The sequence below is a fragment of the Streptomyces sp. NPDC088387 genome, from assembly GCF_044753385.1.
In the GTDB taxonomy this organism is placed as follows: domain Bacteria; phylum Actinomycetota; class Actinomycetes; order Streptomycetales; family Streptomycetaceae; genus Streptomyces.
In genome coordinates, this window is sequence record NZ_JBIVNC010000024.1 from 79,604 (window position 1) to 99,116 (window position 19,513).

A 19,513-nucleotide genomic window follows, 5' to 3' on the forward strand; every position below is an offset into this window, starting at 1 on the left:
TCGGCTATCAGGGGCGCGGGGAACTGCGCGAATGCCGCCACCAGGCCGCAGGTGTCAGTTCCTTCTGCGGGTCAGCGCGAAGGCGCCACCGCCCGCCAGGAGCAGCGCCACCGCACCGCCCGCGATGTACGGCGTCGCCGAGCTGCCCCCGGTCTCGGCGAGGTCGGCCTCGACGGGACCACCCTGGGGTTTGACTCCCGGCTTCGTCGGCGCAGCGACCGCCGGAGGCGCCTCGCACGTCGCCTTCACCAGCGTCACCACCCCCCGCACCTCCGCCACGTTCAGCTTCAACGGGTTCACGGACACGTTGAGTTCGAGCGCGGTGGCGGCCGCCGTCCGCGACGTCGTCTCCCGCTTGGACAGGTCGAGGCGCACATCACCCACCCCCGGCACGGTGACCTCCGTCGTACCCCCCGCAGTCAGCGTCACCTTCTTGCCGAGGACCGTCACCGACCCCAGCACATTGGACTCGGCGACCGGCTTCTTCCCCGCCGCACAGGTCGCCCTGGACGTGACGTCCTCGACCTCGATCAGGGACAGCAGCGGCAGACCCGGGACGTGGAGTCTGGCGTGGGCCAGGCGCGTCGACCCCTCCGCCGTACCGTTCTCCACGGTCGCCCGCGCCTGGGCGACCTCCGCGCTCAGGACACTGAAGGGCTTTCCGCCGTCGACACCGTCGAGTTCGACGGTCAGCGCGGTCTTCTCGGCGGACCGTGGTGCCTGGACCTCGTTCAGGGTGACCGCGAGCGGGACGTTCACGGTCTTGTTGAGCAGGCTCACGTCGAGGCCGGTCCGCAGGACGAGCGCGCTCGCGCGGCCCTCCTCGGTGGCGTGCGCGGCACCGGCGCCGCCGAGGACCGCGGGACCGGCGGCCAGGGCGGTGGCACACGCGGCGACGGCGATGCGGCGTGCGGGCATACGGAAGCTGGAGCTGTTCAAGGGTGGGACCCCCATAAGAGACAAGCTTGGGACCCCGTAAGAATTACGCACTGAGAGTGAACGGACGGCGATCCTGCGTCACTTCACCCAAACGTGGGTTTTCCGTCAACAGATTCGATTCTCCTGACACCGGTGTTCCACAACTTCACCGGAGCATCAGATTTCATTCGAGCGCCCGGGGCGGCACCCAGCGTTTGCGCGGGGTGCACAACGACCCGCCACCCCCCTCCGTAACGATCCGTCAAGTCCGGAACTCGCCATACCTTTGACGCGTCATTGACAGCTCTTGGTCAGGGCTTGGGAAGGCGCGCCTGCTGGGCGATTCCTGTGTGCTGACCAGCTTCTTCCAGGCCATGGAACAGGTGATGATGAGGGACGTGATCCGCGCAGCGACTCGGCCGTGGGCGTCCCCGCCGCAATGCCCGCGGGTGGTGGACTTCTTCCACAAGCAATTGAAGGAGCGCTCATGAACACCAGCCCGCCGCCCGTGGCCAAGACCTCAGCGGGTGCGGTACGCGGTCGCGTCGAGGGCGGTCTCGCCGTCTTCCGCGGCATTCCGTTCGGCCGGCCGCCGGTCGGCGAGGACCGGTTCGCGGAGCCCCGCCCCCCGCTGCCGTGGGACGGCGTACGGGACGCCCTCGCGTTCGGCCCGAAACCTCCGCAGACGGCGCTGGCGCCGGGCACGCCGGTGGAGCCGGCCGGCTCACCGGACTGGCTGACGGTGAACGTGTGGACCCCGGCGCCGGACAGGGCGGCCCGGCGTCCGGTGATGGTGTGGATCTACGGCGGCGCCTACGCGACCGGCTCCTCGGCGGAGCCCGGCTACGACGGCGGCCGGCTCGCCCGCGAACGGGACATGGTCATCGTCACCTTCAACCACCGCGTCGGCCTGGAGGGTTTCGGACAGCTGGCCGGCGCGCCCGCCAACCGCGGTCTGCTCGACCAGGTCGCGGCGCTGCACTGGGTGCGGGAGAACATCGCCGCGTTCGGCGGTGACCCCGGTCAGGTCACCGTGTTCGGCGAGTCGGCCGGCGCCGGCTCGATCGCCGCGCTCCTGACGATGCCCCGCGCCAAGGGCCTGTTCCACCGGGCGATCGCGCAGAGTGTGCCCGGCGCCTTCTTCTCCGGCGCGCTGGCCGCCGACATCGCGGGCGTCCTGGTCGAACCGCTCGGTCTGGCCCCGACCGCCGCCGCCCTCGCCGCCGTGGACCCGGACAAGCTCACGGAGTCGGCCACCGCGGCGATGCCTTCGACGCGGCAGCACGTGGACCGCTGGGGGATGGTCGCGTACGCCGTCACGCCGTTCGCGCCGGTGGTGGACGGCGAGATCCTGCCCGAGTACCCCTGGCGGGCGCTGGCCGAGGGCGCGGGCCGCGAGGTGCCGCTGATCACCGGTCACAACCGCGACGAGTTCCGGCTGTTCGTCACGCTCAGCGGGCGGTCGGGGAAGATCACGGCCGAGCGGACGGCCGCCACCCTGCGGCTGTTCGGGCCGGGACCGGAGCCGGAGACCGGCTACCGTGCCGCGTACCCAGGTGCCTCCGACGAGACCCTGCACGAACTCGTCCAGTCCGACTGGTACTTCCGCATGCCGACGCTGCATCTCGCGCAGGCCCAGCTGACCGGCGGCGGGCAGGCCCACCTGTACGAGCTGACCTGGGCCGCCCCGGCGAACGGCGGTGCCCTCGGCGCCTGTCACGCCCTCGACGTGCCGCTCACCTTCGGTGACTTCAGCGGCATCGGCAACGAGTGGTTCGGGGTCGGGTCGGCGCCCGAGGCGGAAGCCCTGTCCGCGCACATCCGTTCGGCGTGGACGTCCTTCGCCGTCGACGGTCTGCCGGGCTGGCCGGCCTACGACCTCGACCGGCGCCTGACCCGGGTCCTGGACGCCGAGCCGGCGACCGCGCCCTACCCGGAGGAGGCCTCCCGGCGCCTGTGGGAGCACCACACCTTCGACACCCTGCCCCTGCTCACCGGGGACAGGTGACCAACACCCGGTTCAGCCGACGATCCGCCCGTTGAGCACCACCCGCCGCGGATCCGCCATCACCCGTACGTCCGCGCGCGGATCCGTCTCGTAGACCACGAGGTCGGCCGGGGCCCCCTCCTCCAGCCCCGGCCGTCCGAGCCACTCGCGCGCGCCCCAGGTCCCCGCGGAGATCGCCTCCACCGCCGGAATACCGGCCGTCACCAGCTCCGCCACCTCGGCCGCCGCCAGACCGTGCGGGAGCGTCCCACCCGCGTCCGTGCCGACGTAGACCGGGATACCGGCGTCGTGGGCGTTGCGGACCGTCTCGTAGCGGCGTTCGTGGAGCCGGCGCATATGGGCCGACCAGCGGGGGAAGCGGGACTGGCCGCCCTCGGCGAGTGCGGGGAAGGTGGCGATGTTGATCAGCGTGGGGACGATGGCCACCCCGCGGGACGCGAAGAGCGGGATCAGGTCGTCCGTCAGACCCGTCGCGTGCTCGACGCAGTCGATGCCCGACTCCACCAGGTCCCGCAGGGAGTCCTCCGCGAAGCAGTGGGCCGTCACCCGTGCCCCCAGGCGGTGGGCCTCCGCGATGCCGGCCGCCACCGCCTCCCGCGGCCAGCACGCCGACAGGTCGCCCAGGTCCCGGTCGATCCAGTCGCCCACCAGCTTCACCCAGCCGTCACCGCGCCGGGCCTCCTGGGCGACGTAGGCGACGAGGTCCTCGGGCTCGATCTCCCAGGCGTAGTTGCGGATGTAGCGGCGGGTGCGGGCGATGTGTCGGCCCGCCCGGATGATCTTCGGCAGATCCTCGCGGTCGTCGATCCAGCGGGTGTCCGAGGGCGAACCGGCGTCCCGCAGCAGCAGCGCCCCCGCCTCCCGGTCGGTGAGCGCCTGCTTCTCGGCCACGTCCGCGGAGACCGGGCCGTGCGAGTCGAGGCCGACATGGCAGTGGGCGTCGACCAGACCGGGCAGGGTCCAGCCCGTCACCGTCACCACGTCGCGGGCGGTGACGGGACGGTCGTAGGAGATACGGCCGTCCACCACCCACAGTTCGTCGCGGACGTCCTGCGGGCCGGCCAGGACCCTGCCCTTCACGTGCAGCACAGCGCCATCGCTCATGCACCGCACACTAGTCAGTCGGCCTTCAGTCGGTCTTCCCCACCCGACCGTCCACCTCGTCGCCGACGGTCTCCTCCTCGACCTCGGCCATCGCCGGGTCCAGGAGGCGGGAGAGGAAGTGGCGGGTGCGTTCGTGGCGGGGGTTGGTGATGACGTCGTCCGGTGTGCCGTCCTCGACGACCACTCCGCCGTCCATGAACACCACCCGGTCCGCGACCTCGCGGGCGAACGTCATCTCGTGGGTGACGACCATCATCGTCATGCCCTCCTCGGCGAGCCTGCGCATGACCGCCAACACGTCCCCGACCAGCTCCGGGTCGAGTGCCGACGTCGGCTCGTCGAAGAGCATGACCGACGGTTCCATCGACAGCGCGCGGGCGATGGCCACCCGCTGCTGCTGGCCGCCGGAGAGGGAGGCCGGGTAGGCGGCGGCCTTCTCCGACAGGCCGACCCGTTCCAGGTTCTGCGCCGCCACCCGCGCCGCCTCCGCCTTGTCCCGGCGCAGCACCCGCCGCTGGGGCAGCGTGAGGTTCTCGGTCACGGTGAGGTGCGGGAAGAGGTTGAACTGCTGGAAGACCATGCCGATGCCACGCCGTACGGCGTCGATGTCGACGTCCGGGTCCGTGATCTCCGTACCGGCGACGAAGACCTGTCCCTTGCTCGGCTCCTCCAGCAGGTTCACACAGCGCAGCAGGGTGGACTTGCCGGAGCCGGACGGGCCGATCACGCACACGACCTCGCCCTGGCCGATCTCCAGGTCGATGCCGCGCAGCACGTGGTTGTCGCCGAAGGACTTGTGCAGGTCCCGTACGAGGATCTGGGGGTTGCTCACTTCACGGCCTCCTGGGCCTTCGCCTCCATGCGGCGTACGACGAAGCCGAGCGGGATCGTCACCAGCAGATAGCACAGGCCGGCGACGAGGATCGGCGTGGAGTTGGCGGTCTGGCTGGCGAGGTCGCGGCCGAACTTGGACAGTTCGCGCTCCTCCAGCGTGACACCCAGGAACAGCACCAGCGAGGAGTCCTTGAAGAGCAGGACGAGTTCGTTGGTGAGCGGCGGCAGGATGATCCGGAACGCCTGCGGGATGATGATCGAGATCATCGCGCGGGCCGGCGAGAAGCCGAGCGAACGCGCCGCTTCCATCTGCCCCTTGGGCACCGCCTGGATGCCCGCGCGGATGGTCTCCGCCATGTAGGCGGCGGCGACCAGGCCGAGCGCCAGCGCGACCTTGCCGTAGGTGCCGCCCGGGATCTCCGTGCCCGGGAAGGCGAGCGGGACCGCCACCCCGATGAAGATGAAGATCAGCAGGGCGGGCAGACCACGGAAGATCTCGATGTAGACCCCGGCGACCCAGCGGTAGGGACCGACGGACGACAGCCGCATCAGGGCGATCACCATGCCGAGCACCAAACCGACGGCGAAGCCGGTCAGGGTGTACAGCACGGTGTTCTTCAGCGCGAGCGTGATGACGTCCGGGAACATCTGCTCGGCGATGTCCCACTGGGCGAACTGGTTCTTCAGCCGCCCCCAGTCAGCACTCAGCCCGAGGGCGACCAGCGCGCCGACGAACACGACGTACTGGGCGCCCCGGGAGAGGCTCCGCCGCTGGGTCCGGGTCAGCCCCGAACGCTTCGGCTGGACTTTCGCCTCGCTCATGAGGAGGCCGACGGGGAGGCGGCGGCCTCGTCGTACGGGCCGATCCACTGCTCGTAGAGCTTCTTGTACTCGCCGTCGGCCTTGGCGTCCGCGAGGGCCTTGTTGATGGCGTCGACGAGCTTGGTGTTGCCCTTCTTCACCGAGAAGCCGTACTGCTCACCGGTGTTGATCTGGTCGGCGACCTCGAAGGCGTCGGCGTTGGCCTTGTCCTTGAGCCAGCCCTGGACGACCGGGTAGTCGATGACGACGGCCTGGACCTGGCCGGTGCGCAGTCCGTTGAGGACGGCGTCGGAGGACTCGAAGGAGACCGGGTCGAGGCCCTGGCTCTTGGCGTAGTCCTCACCGGTGGTCTGCGCCTGCGCGCCGACCTTCTTGCCCTTGAGGTCGGCGAAGGACGTGATGCCGCTCTTCTTGTCGGCGAGCACGGCCTGGGTGGCGTCGAAGTACGGGTCGGAGAAGTCGACGTTCTTCTTGCGCTCGTCGGTGATGGTCATGCCCGCGGCGGCCAGGTCGCACTGGTCGGCGTTGAGGGAGCCACCGGTCTTGAAGTTCTCGAAGGGCTGGTCGACGATCTCCTGCTTCACGCCGAGGTTCTTCGCGACCAGGTCGATGAGGGAGACGTCGAAGCCCTGCACCTTGCCGTCGATCTCCGACTGGAACGGCGGATACGGCAGGTGGGTGCAGGTGGTCAGCTGCCCCGCCTTGACCAGCTCGACACCGCCCGCGGCGGTCTTGCTGCCACTGCCGGCGTCGTCGTCCGACGAACAGCCGGCCACGAGCACCAGACCTGCCGTCGCGGTGATGGCGGCCAGAATGCGGGCGCGGCGCCCGAGGACCGTGTTCACGGAGACCTCCAGTGAGGGAACTGAGTCATCTGATTATAAGGATGGGTTTGAGTCACCCAAAACAAACCCATGGCCACGTGGCCGCCCAGCCTAAGAAGTCACCGGTGCGGGAGCGCCGGGACACTCCCGGTTACGCTCGACTGCGTCGAACCACCCCCGTCCGTGACCGAAAGAGCGCCGCCGTGACCCACCCCTTTCTCGACCTCGCCCCGCTGAGTGCCGCCCGTTTCGCGGCGATCGAGGACCGCGTGGCCCGGCTGCTCGGCACCCGGCAGGACGTGGTGATCATGCAGGGTGAGGCACTGCTGCCGCTGGAGGGCGCGATCCGCGCGACCGCCGGTCCCGGCACGACGGCCCTGAACGTGATCACCGGCCCCTACGGCCAGACGTTCGGCGACTGGCTGCGGGACTGCGGTGCGACCGTGCACGACCTCGCGGTGCCGTTCCACACGGCGGTCACCGCGGAGCAGATCGCCGGGGCCCTCGCCGAGCACCCGGAGATCGACTTCGTCTCCCTGGTCCACGCGGAGGCTGCGACCGGCAACACCAACCCGGTCGCGGAGATCGGCGAGGTGGTACGACGGCACGGCGCCCTCTTCTACCTGGACGCCGTGGCCTCGGTCGGCGCGGAGCCGGTACTGCCGGACGCGTGGGGCGTCGACCTGTGCGTGATCGGGGCGCAGAAGGCGATGGGTGGCCCGGCGGGTGTGTCGGCGGTGTCGGTGAGCGAGCGGGCGTGGGGCCGGATGGCCGCCAACCCGGGCGCACCGCGCAGGTCGTACCTGTCTCTGCTCGACTGGAAGGAGCGCTGGATCGACGGCGGCCGCAAGGCGCTGCTGCACGCGCCGGCCCAGCTGGAGATGCTGGCACTTGAGGCGTGCGTGGCCCGCATCGAGGCGGAGGGCCTGGACACGGTGATGGACCGCCACCGGGCGTCGGCGGCGGCGACCCGCGCGGGGGCGCTCGCGCTGGGCGGGGGTCTGGAGCCGTACGTATACGAGGCGGCGGACGCGGCACCGGTCGCGACGACCCTGCGGACCCCGGCGGGAGTCGTCGCCTCGGAGCTGGTGGCGCGGGCCCTCGCGGCCGACCCGTCACTCCCCCTCGCGGCGGGCGGCGGCGCGCTGGCCAAGGAGATGATCCGCGTCAACCACTACGGCGCCGACGCGACGCCGGGCGCGGTGCGCGGCTGCCTGACGGGGCTGGGGGCGGCGCTGGCCGAACAGGGGCTGGACGTGGACGTCGTCGGCGCGCTGCGGGCGGCGGACACGGCGGCTGCGTAGACCTTTCTCCCAGGTCAGCGGCCACGTACGCGGGTACGGCGTACATGGTCACCCTCTGGACAGTACCCGTCACAGCTCGTGACCATGGTCCGCGGGAGGTGGCTGACAGTGGCCAACGATGCGATCAGCAAGGGCGGCGAACCGGAGTCGTCGGACAGTCTGCGGACGTTCGGCGCGGTGGTCCAGGCGCTGCGTGAACACACGGGGTTGAGCCGGGCGGCGCTCGGAGAGCGTGTGCGGTACTCCGAACACACCGTGGCCTCGGTGGAGTTGGGGCGGCGCATGCCGGACGCGGCGTTCGTGGAGCGCGCGGACGAGGCCCTCGGCGCCACGGGCGCGTTACGGAAGGCGGCGGCCCATCTGGTACGGCAGCCGGGGCTGGCGGCTTGGTTCCGGCAGTGGGCGGGGCTGGAGCGGGTGGCCATCAGTCTGTACACGTATGAATGCCGGGTGGTGCCGGGGTTGTTGCAGACGGAGGCGTATGCGCGGGCCGTCTCGCTGAGTGTGCCGCCGATCCCTGACACCGAGACACTGAACGAGCGGGTCGCCGCGCGGCTGGAACGCCAGACTCTCCTGTCGACGGAGCGTCAGCCGCCGTGTGCGTTCACCTTCATCGTCGAGCAGGCGGTGCTAGAGCGGCATACGGGCGGGGAGGAGGTAACACGCGAACTGCTGGACCGGATCCTGGAGTTGACGGAACGGCGCTGGAACGTGGAGGTGCAGGTCATGCCGTTGCGGTCACCGGTGCACTCCGGTCTGGACGGACCGCTGCGACTCCTGGAGACGCCTGAGAACCGGTGGTTCGCGTACTCGGAGGGGCAGGAGAACGGCCGTCTCATCTCTGACGCGAAAGCCCTGAGCCTCCTCCAACAGCGCTATGCGAAACTGCGCTCGCAGGCCCTCTCACCCGAGGACTCCAGAGGCCTGCTGGAGCGAATGCGAGGAGCGCTATGAACACGTCCGAACTGGCCTGGTTCAAGAGCAGCTACAGCGGCTCGCAGGGTGACGACTGCGTAGAGGTCGCCTCCTGTCCCAAGGTGATCCACGTCCGGGACTCCAAGCACAAGGAAGGCCCCCGGGTCACCGTCTCCGCTTCGACCTGGACGGAGTTCCTGACCCTGGCCTCACTGATCACTTCTGGACGGAGTGCGATCCGGGAGTCCGCCCAGCCAGCGTCCTATCGCAGCGCGGGTGCAGTCATCGACACGCGGTGATCCGGCCATCCATTCCCCATGTTGCCGGAGGGTGTGAGCGTAACGAGCTTCAGGAACGACGCTGAAATCGACTGACGCCTGCCCGAGGTCGCATCTCATGATGACTCGACCATCCAGGGAAAGCATGACAAATGAGGGCCGGCAGGGTGCGTTCCCCAGAATTCCAGACGCCGCACCTTTGCCAGCAATGTCCCACTCATCCAACAACTCGACCCGCACCCACCACCACCGAGGAGAATCCTCGGCGAGACAGTCAACTGCCACCAGAAACTTGGCGCCAACTCCGCCCAAGAGTTCACCCTGCCGCGCCAGTCGATACCATTCAGCGTTCGCCTTGTCCCGCAAGCTGGTGTCATCCAAGCTTACCGAGCCCCCAAAGGCACCATCATCCGAGTCGCAACTAGCGGCAAACGTCGCAAGCGTCGGCGGAATGAGCGGATCCTCCGTGTCGGCGACTCCTTCCAAACGCAACCCGGCCTTGGCGAGCGATTCCGAGAGTTCACGACGATTCATGACTTAAGTCACTGACGGTGGACGCACTGACCGTAGGCACTGGCAGAACCTCACCGCCTTGGACGACTCCTCCTACTCACTTGCCTTGCGCACCACCACACGTCCGCCTCCGCCTCCAGCGTCAGGCCATCGACACCCTGGAGGCGGCTCCCGGCACCGGGGGATGACAACCCTGTCCGTTGACCTTGCCGTCACCGTTGCCGTCAAGACACCCGAAGGCCCCACCGGCACCACCGCCGGTGGGGCTTTTGAATTCGCACTTTCCCGCTATGTCCGTGGCACCAGAAGAACCTTCTGAGCGCTGCGTTCAGAGAGCCACTCCTCGGATTCGTGGAACTCCACAAGTTCACGAATTGACACCCGCACATCCGGATCGACTGCATGCATAGCCTCATTGAAGACATTCACTGCCACGGGACCAGCCTGAGACAGGATTAGAAGGATATTCCCACTCCCGTCCCGGGGAATGGAAAGAAGTTCCTTGGCCGCGCCAGCCACTCCTTGGCCGAGGTCCGAACAAGGGTAGCGACCCAAAGCTGCATGCGCTGCTTGGTAGGCCCCGCAATCCTCCTCAGCCTTCAAGGAAGAAACGATCGCTGCAACACCAGCTGGGCCTTCGTCGCCAGTCACCGAATCAGCCAGCTCGACATATCGATTCCACCGACGCTCAGCCTCGTCGGGAGGAGCGACCTCATCATCGTCTTGCACGAGGTCACCACACTCGACGATCTCAACTTTCCAATCCGACGACACCCGAATCTCATTTCTTTCTGCGCAATATCTAGGGATTCTGCCGATCTGAGGCCTATTTTCGAAGGGCCTTATTCCGGCCGAGGCTCATCCGCATCTCCACGATCACCTCATCGTATTTGTTGCCGAAAGCTGGCACGAATGTCATCTACGTCCATTTTATGACACCTCGGAAATCGCCGGCGTCTATCAGTTCCCTCTGCCTCATGCGCCAAGCCTTCGAGCCGAGAGATAACCTCCGGCACAGCCAGTACGCGGGAGCGCCCTCGTCCACCGACCTTTCCGCCACCCTGAACAGGCAGGCGACCGCGTCCGTTTCCCGGATCTCACCGAGGACTCCACGAGATCCTCTTGAATTCAGACCCCGGTTCCATGATTAGCTAAGAAGCCCGAATAGCCGATCATTGGCCGCTCCCCTCACCCGCAAGCAGGGCCCGGAGTCGTCTAACCTCTTCCACAAGGCGCGGCACAGCCTCCCGCGCCATTGCGATGAAGGCCGCGTTCTCGTCCCAGCGTTCGTCGCCAGAATCGACGTATCGCGGATGTTGAACCAAAGTTGCGGCAATCATGTCTCGATGATCAAAGTTCGGCCACCTCTCGGCAGCACCAGTGTCGGGAGTCGTGCTCACCACCACAAGATTCATGGCAGAGTCATCGTCCAAGGTCCTAACGAACCAAGGCGCCGGAGTCGCCGCAGTGCACAACTCCTCGATCTCCTCGAGTTCATCTTCACGCATGTGGCCACCTTCTACCAGCCTGTTTACCCAGTTTGGTGTGCCCCGCGAGCCAGCAAGTACGAGGCACCCCAAACAGTATGATCAACTAATATCGCTCACGGGGCGATCCACATCCGCGACTCGAAACCAAGAGTGGCCCGCAGTTCACGGTTTCCGTGGCGGCGTGGACGGAATTCCTGCCCCTGACCCACGCCTGAGCCGTCAGTCAAGGGCAGACAGCAGCTCGCCCCACTCCGGATAGACCTCCGGGTCAAGATCTTCCAGCAAGCTCTGGTGCGCGCCCAGGCAGGCCACAACGCCGTTGCCGGTGGCAGCCTCCCCAGCGACTTCCCGGGTTGCTCCGCACGGTCATGCCTCTACCGGGCGGCGGTGAACGGCAAGGATCTCCTGAAGAGCCCCGCCGAGGCCCGGCGCCTGCAAGGGGGCGGCCAGGTTGGCGAACTTGTCGACCCTCGTCCAGTTTCCCGCGCGAGCTGCTTCCCGGATCCAGGAGGCGATCAGCTGAGTGAGCCTTTTCAGCGGTGCCGCTTCAGGGTGAGAATGGCGGCTGCGATTGACGACATGCGGTTGGGACTGCACCGGGCTTTGCGGAAGATGCGCCAGGACTTCAGTCGTGCGATGCCGCGTTCGACCGGGGCGCGTGCTGCCGACAGCGTGCGGTTGACGGTCCGCTGGGTTGGTGTGAGGTCGCGGCTCGGTGGACGTCTGAGGGGTGTTGTCACCCATGGGCCGGCTCCGATGTAGGCGCGGTCGGCGAGGATCGGGATGCCCTGGCATTCGCAGATTCGGATGATCCGGTGGGTGCGGGCCGCAGTCAGATCGTGCGCGCGGCCGGGCAGTGCGGGCGAGATCCACAGCAGTCGTCCAGCTGGATCGGTCACCACCTGCACGTTCACGCCGTGACGTCGGTGTTTTTGGGAGAAGTCGGCGCGACTTTCGCCTACCCGGTCGCACTCCGCGAGGGTGCCGTCGAGCAGGACGTAGTCGGGGTCGGCTTCGCGCAGGCTCCGCAGGAGCCCGGGTGCGCGGTCGGCGAGCAGGGCGATGACGGCTGCGGTGTAGGCGTGGGCGGTGCCGACGGAGATGCCGAAGCCTGCCGCGAGTTGGGCGAGGGTGTCTGGCGGCGCAGGTACACCAGGCCGACCAGCGCACGCTGGTGCGGCGGGAGTTTGCACCGTCGGTCACCCTCGCGGGTGACGATGAGCAGGGTTACCCACTCGACCAGAGCGTGCGGCAGGTCGAGTGCGGCAGAATACGGAACCAACGCTGCTCCTGTGCCTGTGGGTTGAGACTTCGAACACCTCCCCCAACGGCACGGGAGCCTCGTGCGTTGCGCACCCTGTCGGCGTCACCCGATCGGTGGCCGAGCTGAAAGGGCTTAGGGACCTCGGGGGGCACCCGCTTACCGTTCGGGCGCCCCCCGACTGTGCTTCTGTCTTTCATCGCCCACCCGGACGTCGGGTGCTGCGGCGTTCATTAGAACCCGAGTCGTCCGGCGGGGCTCCCATCGATCGCGACCTCTCAGTGTGGCGCCGACGCGGGCGCTACCGCCGCTTCCAACTGAAGCTCTGCGGCAGCACGCCGTCCTCCCACAGTCGGTCGAGTCGGACGAGGAGTCTGGGAAGGCTGTTGTCGAACTCCTCCCACGCCGCGGGGTCCACGTCCCGCCACGGATCCGAGAAGGTCAGCCCGGGCGGCAGCGGGCTGGTCGCACCCGCCGCCCTGCGGCAGGCAGCGCACCACGTGTAGCTGATCACCGCTGGACGATTCGCATGCTCCGTGGCTCTGCAGTAGGAGCGAACCGCCACTTCCCCACATGCCGGACAAGGCCATTCCGACTGGTCCCGCAGGAAGTCCCGCTCCCGCCCGAGCGTCTCGATCTCCGAAGGCATGAAGCGCTTCACCTGAGTCACGAACGCGTCCTCCGTTTGAAGACCCTCAGCATAGCTTGGCCATATGCCTCCGCCGCGCCTTCCTTTCCGCCCATGGAGTTCGGCCAAATGCGATACATCCGGTGGTGGTAGATCTCGTGGTAGATCGTGGCCACGGCCGTGTCCATATCGGCGAGCCCCATGTCGGAGATCTGGATCACCGGACGCCCACGCGGCCCCTTGTTCGACTGCCCTGAACCGTCGTGGGGGCTGTTGCCATAGGCGGGAATGCCTTCAGCGGTGCGGATCTGCGGCACATGCACGATGTCGTACTTCGAGACGCTCATACCGGCTCGTCCCAGCGCCATCTTCACCTGCTTGATGCTGACGCCGCAGTTGTGGACAAGAACCGGCGCCTCTCCCGCCAGCACGTAGTACGTGTGGACGTCAGTGACGGTCAGGTTGTGGACTGTCGCCTTCTTGGCCGTCCACGCCTTGACGGCGCTGATCTGGACCCAGGTGCCCGAGGACGTCTGGACCCACTGGCCGGGCTTCAGTTCGCCCGCGTCGATCCACTCCCGCAAGGACGGCACCCAGAACGGGTGGCCGGCCGTCGCAGTGACCGTGGTGGTGTCGGTCTTGGCCGTGGAGCCGTCGTGGATCTTCAGCGTGATGCGGACGAGGTCCTTGCTGCCCTTGCCGACGATCGTCGCCGCCGCTGTCTGGATGGATGTCCGGCCCGTCTTGGGGTCGGTGGCCACCACCTTGTCGCCGGGTTTGACCTTTTCGATCGGCTTGGTCGAGCCGTCGGCCATCAGGACCTTGGTGCCGGGGACGAAGCTGTTGGCCGTTTCACAGGCCGCACCCTGCGCCTCTTCCTTGACGGTGTCCTTGGCCTCCTCCCGGACCTCCTTCGCGACCTTCTTCACCGCGCGTTGTACCTGGCGCGGCTTTGGTCGTGGCTTCGGCTGGGAGCGGGGCTTCGCCCGCGGCTTCGGGCGGGCTGCTGCCTTGCGGGCTGCCGCACGGCGGGCCGCTGCCCGCTGGGCCGCCGCGCGCGCCGCGCGGGCGCGTGCCTGGGCTGCTGCCCTGCGGGCCGCCGCGCGTTTGGCCGCCGCGCGGGCTGCTGCCCGCTTGGCCGCCGCGCGCTTGGCCGCGGCTGCCTTGCGGGCCGCTTCCCGGCGGGCCTTGGCCGCCGCACGCTTGGCGGCCTCGATGGCGCGCTTGCGGGCGAGGGCCGCGGCGCGGCGGGCCGCCGCCTGGGCCGCCTTGCGGGCCGCGATGATCGCCGCGCGGCGGGCTGCCGCGCGGATCGCCGCCTGGATGGCGATGCGGGCCGCGATGCCGATCAGGATCGGGAAGAACTCCCCGGACGGGTCCGAGAAGGTGGCGGGTGCGTTGTTGCTGTACGCGTACGGGTTCATCGTGGCCGGCTGGCCGTAGTCGACCATCGGGTCGACCTGGATGAACCGGCCCGTCGCCGGGTCGTAGTCACGGGCACCCAAGCGGGTCAGGCCCGTGTCCTCGTCGACCGTGCCGCCGACGAAGCCGCGCTGTCCGGGCCAGGATGTGGGTGTCTGCCCGCGTGCCTCACCGAACGGCATTGACTTGCGCCGGGTGACCCGCATCGCCGGATCCGCCATGTCCACCACTGTGTTGGAGGTGCCGTGGTGGTCGGCCAGCATCAGTTGCCGGGTGCCGCCGGTCGCGCGGACGAACGTGGAGCCGTCCGGGAGCGGGTAGAAGCGTTCCGCCTTCTTGGTGGTGTTGGCCGCGTTGACGGTCAGCTCCGCCTCGCCGAGGTAGAGCGTGCGGCTGCCGTCCGCTCCGGTGCGGATGAGACGTTGGCCGTCCGCTCCGTAGAGGTACGACGTGGTCTTGGTGTCGCCGCCCTCCACCGGCTGGGTCACCTTGCGCAGCTGGCCCTCGATGTCGTACTCGAGGGTCTGGTTGGTGCCGCCGTGCTGGCGTCCGGTGGTGTTGCCGGCCTTGTCGTAGCCGAAGGTGGCCAGCGTCTGGCCCTGTGGGCCGGTGGACTTGACCTCGGCGAGTGCGTTCGGGCCGCCTACGCCCGCCTTCCCGTAGACGTAGTCACGGGTGACGTTCTTCGCGGTGTCACCCGTCGGGTCGTGCTCGACGAGCTGCTTGCGGTTGCCCGCCTCGTCGTACTGGAACGACTGCCAGTACGCCTCCGGACCCCCGACCGTCTCCTTCGTCGGCGCCGCCGCGCACTCGTCCTTCGTCTTCGACGTCCAGGCGGAGGTCATCTGCCTGAGCTTGTCGTAGACGAAGCACTGGGTGTCGCTCTCGCCGCTGCCCTCCACCGCCGCGCCGGGCGCGTCGGTGATCCTGGTGACGTTGCCGGCCTCGTCGTAGCCGTACCGCGTCTCGTTGATGCGGCCCGGGTTGATCGAGCGGTCGAAAGTGGATGTCTGAAGGCGGCGGGTGAACTCGTCGTAGATGTACGACCCGTACACCTGCTTGCCCGCCGGACCCGCGTCCGTGCGGAGGATCTCGCCGAACGCCGAGTACTGGACGTTGGTGAGGTAGTTGGACGTGCCGCCGATGGAGATCGGCAGATCGTCGGAGTTGTAACGGAAGACAACGGGCTCGGTGACCAGTCCGCCAATGCCGGGCACGGACACCCAGGCAAGGTTGCCGGTCGGCGTGTAGGAGTACTGGTACTCATACGTGCCCGCCAGGCCCGTCTCCTCGGCAGGGATCACCGTCTGCGACTTCTTCACCCGGTAGGCGTCGTCGTATGCGGTGACCTCCTCCCGGTACTCACGACCGCCCTCGTAGCGGATCTGCGCGACGGGCAGGCCCTTGCCGAGAGTGTCGTACGTCCATTCCATGCGCTTGGGGCCGGTGGTGCTGCCCTCGCGCAGGGTGGTCGGACGTCCGCCGTCGTCGTAGGTGGTGAACAGGGACCGTTTGAGCGGGTCGATCGTCTCGACCACGTTGTCCGCGTTGTCGTACACCAGCTCGGTGCGGCCGCCGTCGGGGTCCGTCATCGCCGTCTGACGACCGCGCTTGTCGAACTCGAAGGTGGTGGCGGCGCCGCCGGGTGCGGTGACCTTGCGGAGGTTGTCGAGGTCGTCGTACTCGTAGACGGTGTCCCGCCACTTGGTACGCGCCTCGTCGGTGTACTCGCGCAGCCGCTCCACACGGCCCTCGGCGTCCTCGAAGGTCGCCGTGATCGTGTCGCCCTTGGGCGGGGTCGTCGTGGAGACGTCCCCGTCGCGTTCGGTGGTGGTGCGCAGTTTCTCCGTGCCGCGGTAGTAGGTGACCTCGGCGGTGGGCTGGCCCAGGCCGTCGTAGGTCGTGCGGTCCTGGGAGGGGACCTCGTTGTCGCCTACCTGGAGGAGCTTGGGTTCGGGTGCGGCGGTGTTGTAGTAGCCGTCGTTGACCTTCGAGACACGTCCGGCGCTGTCGTAGAAGGTGTCGTTGATGATCCGGCCGTCGCCGATCGCCTTGTCCTGGGTCTGTCGCTCGCGCAGCAGGCCGTCGAGGATCTCGTACGAGGTGGCGTACTGGCCGTTGTCCTTCAGTGTCCGCGTGGTGACGATCGTGGGTCCGTCGCGGCGGATGGTGTAGTCGTAGGTGGCGGTGGGTGTCTCGGTCGCGGGATCGCGGTCGATCTCCCAGACCTTCAGGAGCCGGCCCAGCGGGTCGTACTCCATCGTGGCCTTTTTGCCGTTGGTGTCCTCCTCGGTCAGTGGCAGACCGCGGACGTCGTCGAAGACCGTGGTCTCCGTGTGCTCCAGCGGGTCGTGCGAGATCTGCTTCGTCGGACGGGCACCCGTGGCGGGGAAGTACTCCATCCACGTCTTGCGGTTGTCGGCGTCCCAGGTCGCGAGTTCGCGGCCGTGGACGTCGTACTCCGTCTTGTCGATGGTGACGTAGCCGTCGCCCTTGCCGTTCAGCTCCTGGACCTCGGTGGGCAGTCCCTCGGTGGGGGCCGCGCCGAAGGCCAGGTTGTCGTAGAACGTGCGGGTGTCCTCGACGACTTCGCCGCCCGTGGTGCCGCAGGCGCCCAGGACGGTCTTCTCGCGGGACTCCGGCTCGATCAGGTACGCCGTCGTGTTGCGGGCGTAACTGACCGTCGAGCAGCGGACCTTGCCGCCGGGGCTCTTGTCCTCGACCTGTGTCGGCAGTCCGTAACTGTCGTACGTGGTGGTCTCGGTGGAGGTGCGCCAGGTGTCACCCTTGACACGTTCGCGGGTGCGGACGGTCTCCGGACGGGTCATCCACGCCTCCAGCGGCGTGGTCCCGGCCCGCTTACGCGTCGCCGTCTTCACCGCCCAGGGGGTGGTGACCGTCGCGGAATCGACCGGCCCGCCGTCGGAGGCGTAGGTGATCTGTTCCAGCAACTGGCCCTGGTACTGGCCCAGGTCGTCGTAGTCGGTGCCGTCACTGGTGGTGACGGTGGAGGTCCGGGTCCCGGAGGGCAGCTTGTCGCCGTGCAGGCCGCGGAAGTAGCGGTGCTCGGTGAGCTGCTTGACATCGTTGCCCCCGCCGAGACGGGTGCGGACCTTCTCGTAGCCGCGGAACTGCGACCACGTGCGGTGCTTGTTCTCGGTGAACTCGCTGTCGTCGTACGCCCATCCGGCGCCGCCGAGGAACTCGTACGACGTCACCTTGGCGGGACTGTCCGTGACCAGGTCCTCCTCGCGGACCTCGGTCGCGAGATACTTGTGGAACCAGTCCTTCACCGGGTTCAGGGCGCCCTTGGGCGTCCAGTACTGCGGAAAGCAGCGCATGGTGTTCGACTCGGGCGACGCCGGCATCCGCACCGGGGCCAGGGCCTGGCAGTCACGCGGCGAGTAGGTGACGCCGATACGTCCGCCGGTCTCCGTGTCGATGGCGTGCACCCGCAGGCGGGAGAAGGGCGGCAGGCCCTCCACCTTGTCCACCCGGTTGTCCATCTGGATGCCCGCGAAGGACACCTTCGGCATCACGGCGGTGGCACCGGCGCCGTGACCGGTGCGGGTGATGGAGTCCAGCCACAGCGCCGGCGAAGTCCCGTCACCCGTGGCCGGGTAGGTCTGCTCCAGCGCCCACGAGTCGACCGTCTTCAGCGCGGTACCGGAGAGCACACTCGTGGTGATCTTCGTCAGCCGCTTCGTCGACCAGAACGTCGGCGAGTACTTGTCCGTGCACTTGGCACCGGACGCGCACTCCTGGTCCAGCGGGGTGTCCGGCCAGTTCTTGGCGTTGGCCGCGGTCCGCTTGGACTCCGCACAGTCGAACGAGGCTGTGGCGAGGCAGCGTTCGGCCAGGGTGAACGCGACCCGGCCGGCCGGCTGGACACCGAACAGCTTGTCGGCGCGCAGACCGTAGTCGATACGCGAGAGCTGGGAGTTGCGGTCGTAGGACGCCTGCTGGTCGGCCTTCATGTTCTGGCCGTAGAAGTTGGACCACTTCGTCCACCACAGAGTCATGGCATCGCCGAGCGGGTCGACGACGTAGTCCAGGTTCCACCGGTAGGCCTGCTTGCAGTCCGAATCCATGAACGCCGTCGCATGACACGGTTCGGTCGGGTGGTTGCCGAACACCGGCACCGTGAGCGCCGAATTGGTGACCGTGCCCTCCGGAGCGCCCGGCAGCTTGTTCAGACCGAAGTGATACTGAGTACCGTCCGTCGTGGTCAGGACCCAGTACTCGCCGTCCTTGGACCCGTTGGCCACACCGGACTTACGCTGAAGGCGCGAACCGTCGTCATCCGCCGGACGCCACTCCTCGGTGCCGTCCTTCTTCACGAGTTCGGTGGTGTTGCCGCCCAGCGACATCACGACATGATCCGAACCCCAGCACAGGTCACCACTGTCACCAGTGTTGTTCGGCTTGAGCTCCGTGCCGTCGTCGTCCTTGATGACCGCCTTGTCGTCCGAGCACGAACGGTAACGCCGCTCAATGAAACCAGGCTCGTAGTCCCAGCCCTCGGCAATCCACGACGACTGCGCGTTCGTCGAAGCCGTACGGCCGTCCACCGCCTGCGAGGAATAGGAGAGTTCGACCTCGGGCTGCGGACCGCCGGGAACCTCGGGCGCCTCGACCGGATACGTCCACGCGAAACCACCGGACGACGAACCCGCCATCCAGGAACCGGTGGGCGACAGCGAAGTCGCCTCGTGACTGCCACCGGGACCGGAAGCCGCAGCCGCAGCCGCGAACACCGCAGGCGCAGCCGCCAGATCCGTCGTACCGGTCACCTTCTTCGCCGCCGGATCGTTCGCACCCGGCAACGCGGTACGAGTACGGCACTTCTCCAGCTCCGGCGTGGTCAGCGCACACGCCGGCAGACGGTACAACCGCAGCCGGGAGCCCCAGTCGCCGCCGTAGGTGTCCTTGATGGACGTGTAGTCCAGCTCCAGGTCCACCGAACCCGAAGCAGCGGGTGCCAGATTGCCGTCGGCCGCAGCCGCGGTGAACAGCACACCCTGCACACCGACTTCACGGGCAGCGGCCGGGTTCTTGACCTCGACCTCAACCGCGGTACCGGGATCGGCGGCAGCGCGCTTCGGGGCGACACCGCGGGTACGCAGACCCTTGCCGGTGGTGGCCGGGCCGGTCTCCGTCGGGCCGGTGGTCGCCTGACGAACCTTCACCAT

General features: G+C 68.1%; 13 protein-coding genes and 1 pseudogene. 4 read left to right on the forward strand and 10 right to left on the reverse strand.

Going from position 1 to position 19,513, the window contains the following annotated elements; translation table 11 throughout:
- Window positions 1–54 precede the first annotated feature (54 nt).
- Window positions 55–939 carry an SCO1860 family LAETG-anchored protein gene (locus tag ACIQAC_RS39120; RefSeq protein WP_402200205.1) on the reverse strand — a complete coding sequence of 295 codons (885 nt, stop codon included), beginning with the start codon at window positions 937–939 and terminating at the stop codon, window positions 55–57.
- Between the two features lie 466 nt (window positions 940–1,405).
- Between ACIQAC_RS39120 and ACIQAC_RS39125 the strand changes: the two genes are divergently transcribed.
- Window positions 1,406–2,926, forward strand: a complete 1,521-nt coding sequence (locus ACIQAC_RS39125; protein WP_402200207.1) for a carboxylesterase/lipase family protein — start codon at window positions 1,406–1,408, stop codon at window positions 2,924–2,926.
- 12 nt (window positions 2,927–2,938) lie between these two features.
- On the opposite strand, the gene ACIQAC_RS39130 is transcribed toward ACIQAC_RS39125, so the two are convergent.
- Genes ACIQAC_RS39130 through ACIQAC_RS39145 form a run of 4 tightly spaced genes read right to left on the reverse strand, consistent with a single transcriptional unit; the run spans window position 2,939 to window position 6,531 of the window.
- The gene (locus ACIQAC_RS39130; protein ID WP_402200209.1) at window positions 2,939–4,030 is read right to left on the reverse strand and encodes an amidohydrolase family protein; all 1,092 of its coding nucleotides are present in this window, start codon (window positions 4,028–4,030) and stop codon (window positions 2,939–2,941) included.
- Window positions 4,031–4,055: 25 nt separating this feature from the next.
- Window positions 4,056–4,862, reverse strand: coding sequence for an amino acid ABC transporter ATP-binding protein (locus tag ACIQAC_RS39135; protein ID WP_402200212.1), 807 nt, complete (start codon window positions 4,860–4,862; stop codon window positions 4,056–4,058).
- On the reverse strand, window positions 4,859–5,686 hold the full coding sequence (locus tag ACIQAC_RS39140) for an amino acid ABC transporter permease (protein ID WP_402200215.1): 828 nt from the start codon (window positions 5,684–5,686) through the stop codon (window positions 4,859–4,861). The genes ACIQAC_RS39135 and ACIQAC_RS39140 overlap by 4 nt, the downstream gene beginning before the upstream one ends.
- Window positions 5,683–6,531: a transporter substrate-binding domain-containing protein gene (locus ACIQAC_RS39145; protein WP_402200217.1), complete on the reverse strand. Its 849-nt coding sequence runs from the start codon at window positions 6,529–6,531 to the stop codon at window positions 5,683–5,685. The genes ACIQAC_RS39140 and ACIQAC_RS39145 overlap by 4 nt, the downstream gene beginning before the upstream one ends.
- A 182-nt stretch (window positions 6,532–6,713) precedes the next feature.
- On the opposite strand from ACIQAC_RS39145, the gene ACIQAC_RS39150 reads away from it, so the two are divergent.
- From ACIQAC_RS39150 to ACIQAC_RS39160, 3 genes are all read left to right on the forward strand, one after another.
- A complete protein-coding gene (locus tag ACIQAC_RS39150; protein ID WP_402200220.1) occupies window positions 6,714–7,814 on the forward strand; it encodes a pyridoxal-phosphate-dependent aminotransferase family protein in 1,101 nt (366 codons plus the stop codon).
- Between the two features lie 84 nt (window positions 7,815–7,898).
- Window positions 7,899–8,768 carry a helix-turn-helix domain-containing protein gene (locus ACIQAC_RS39155; RefSeq protein ID WP_402200223.1) on the forward strand — a complete coding sequence of 290 codons (870 nt, stop codon included), beginning with the start codon at window positions 7,899–7,901 and terminating at the stop codon, window positions 8,766–8,768.
- Window positions 8,765–9,028 (forward strand): DUF397 domain-containing protein, encoded by a 264-nt coding sequence (locus ACIQAC_RS39160; protein ID WP_402200224.1) that lies wholly within the window; start codon window positions 8,765–8,767, stop codon window positions 9,026–9,028. Before ACIQAC_RS39155 ends, ACIQAC_RS39160 begins: the two co-directional genes overlap by 4 nt.
- Window positions 9,029–9,808: 780 nt before the next feature.
- Here ACIQAC_RS39160 and ACIQAC_RS39165 read toward each other — a convergent pair.
- From ACIQAC_RS39165 to ACIQAC_RS39185, 5 genes and pseudogenes are all read right to left on the reverse strand, one after another.
- Entirely contained in the window at window positions 9,809–10,294 is a 486-nt protein-coding gene (locus tag ACIQAC_RS39165; protein ID WP_402200225.1) for a hypothetical protein, read from the reverse strand.
- A 398-nt stretch (window positions 10,295–10,692) separates the two neighbouring features.
- Window positions 10,693–11,028 (reverse strand): hypothetical protein, encoded by a 336-nt coding sequence (locus tag ACIQAC_RS39170; RefSeq protein ID WP_402200227.1) that lies wholly within the window; start codon window positions 11,026–11,028, stop codon window positions 10,693–10,695.
- A 515-nt stretch (window positions 11,029–11,543) separates the two neighbouring features.
- A pseudogene (locus ACIQAC_RS39175) lies at window positions 11,544–12,292 on the reverse strand (transposase family protein).
- Window positions 12,293–12,572: 280 nt separating this feature from the next.
- Window positions 12,573–12,785 (reverse strand): hypothetical protein, encoded by a 213-nt coding sequence (locus ACIQAC_RS39180; RefSeq protein WP_402200229.1) that lies wholly within the window; start codon window positions 12,783–12,785, stop codon window positions 12,573–12,575.
- Window positions 12,786–12,937: 152 nt separating this feature from the next.
- Window positions 12,938–19,513 (reverse strand): polymorphic toxin-type HINT domain-containing protein (locus tag ACIQAC_RS39185; RefSeq protein WP_402200232.1); only part of this gene is annotated, 6,576 nt, incomplete at its 5' end.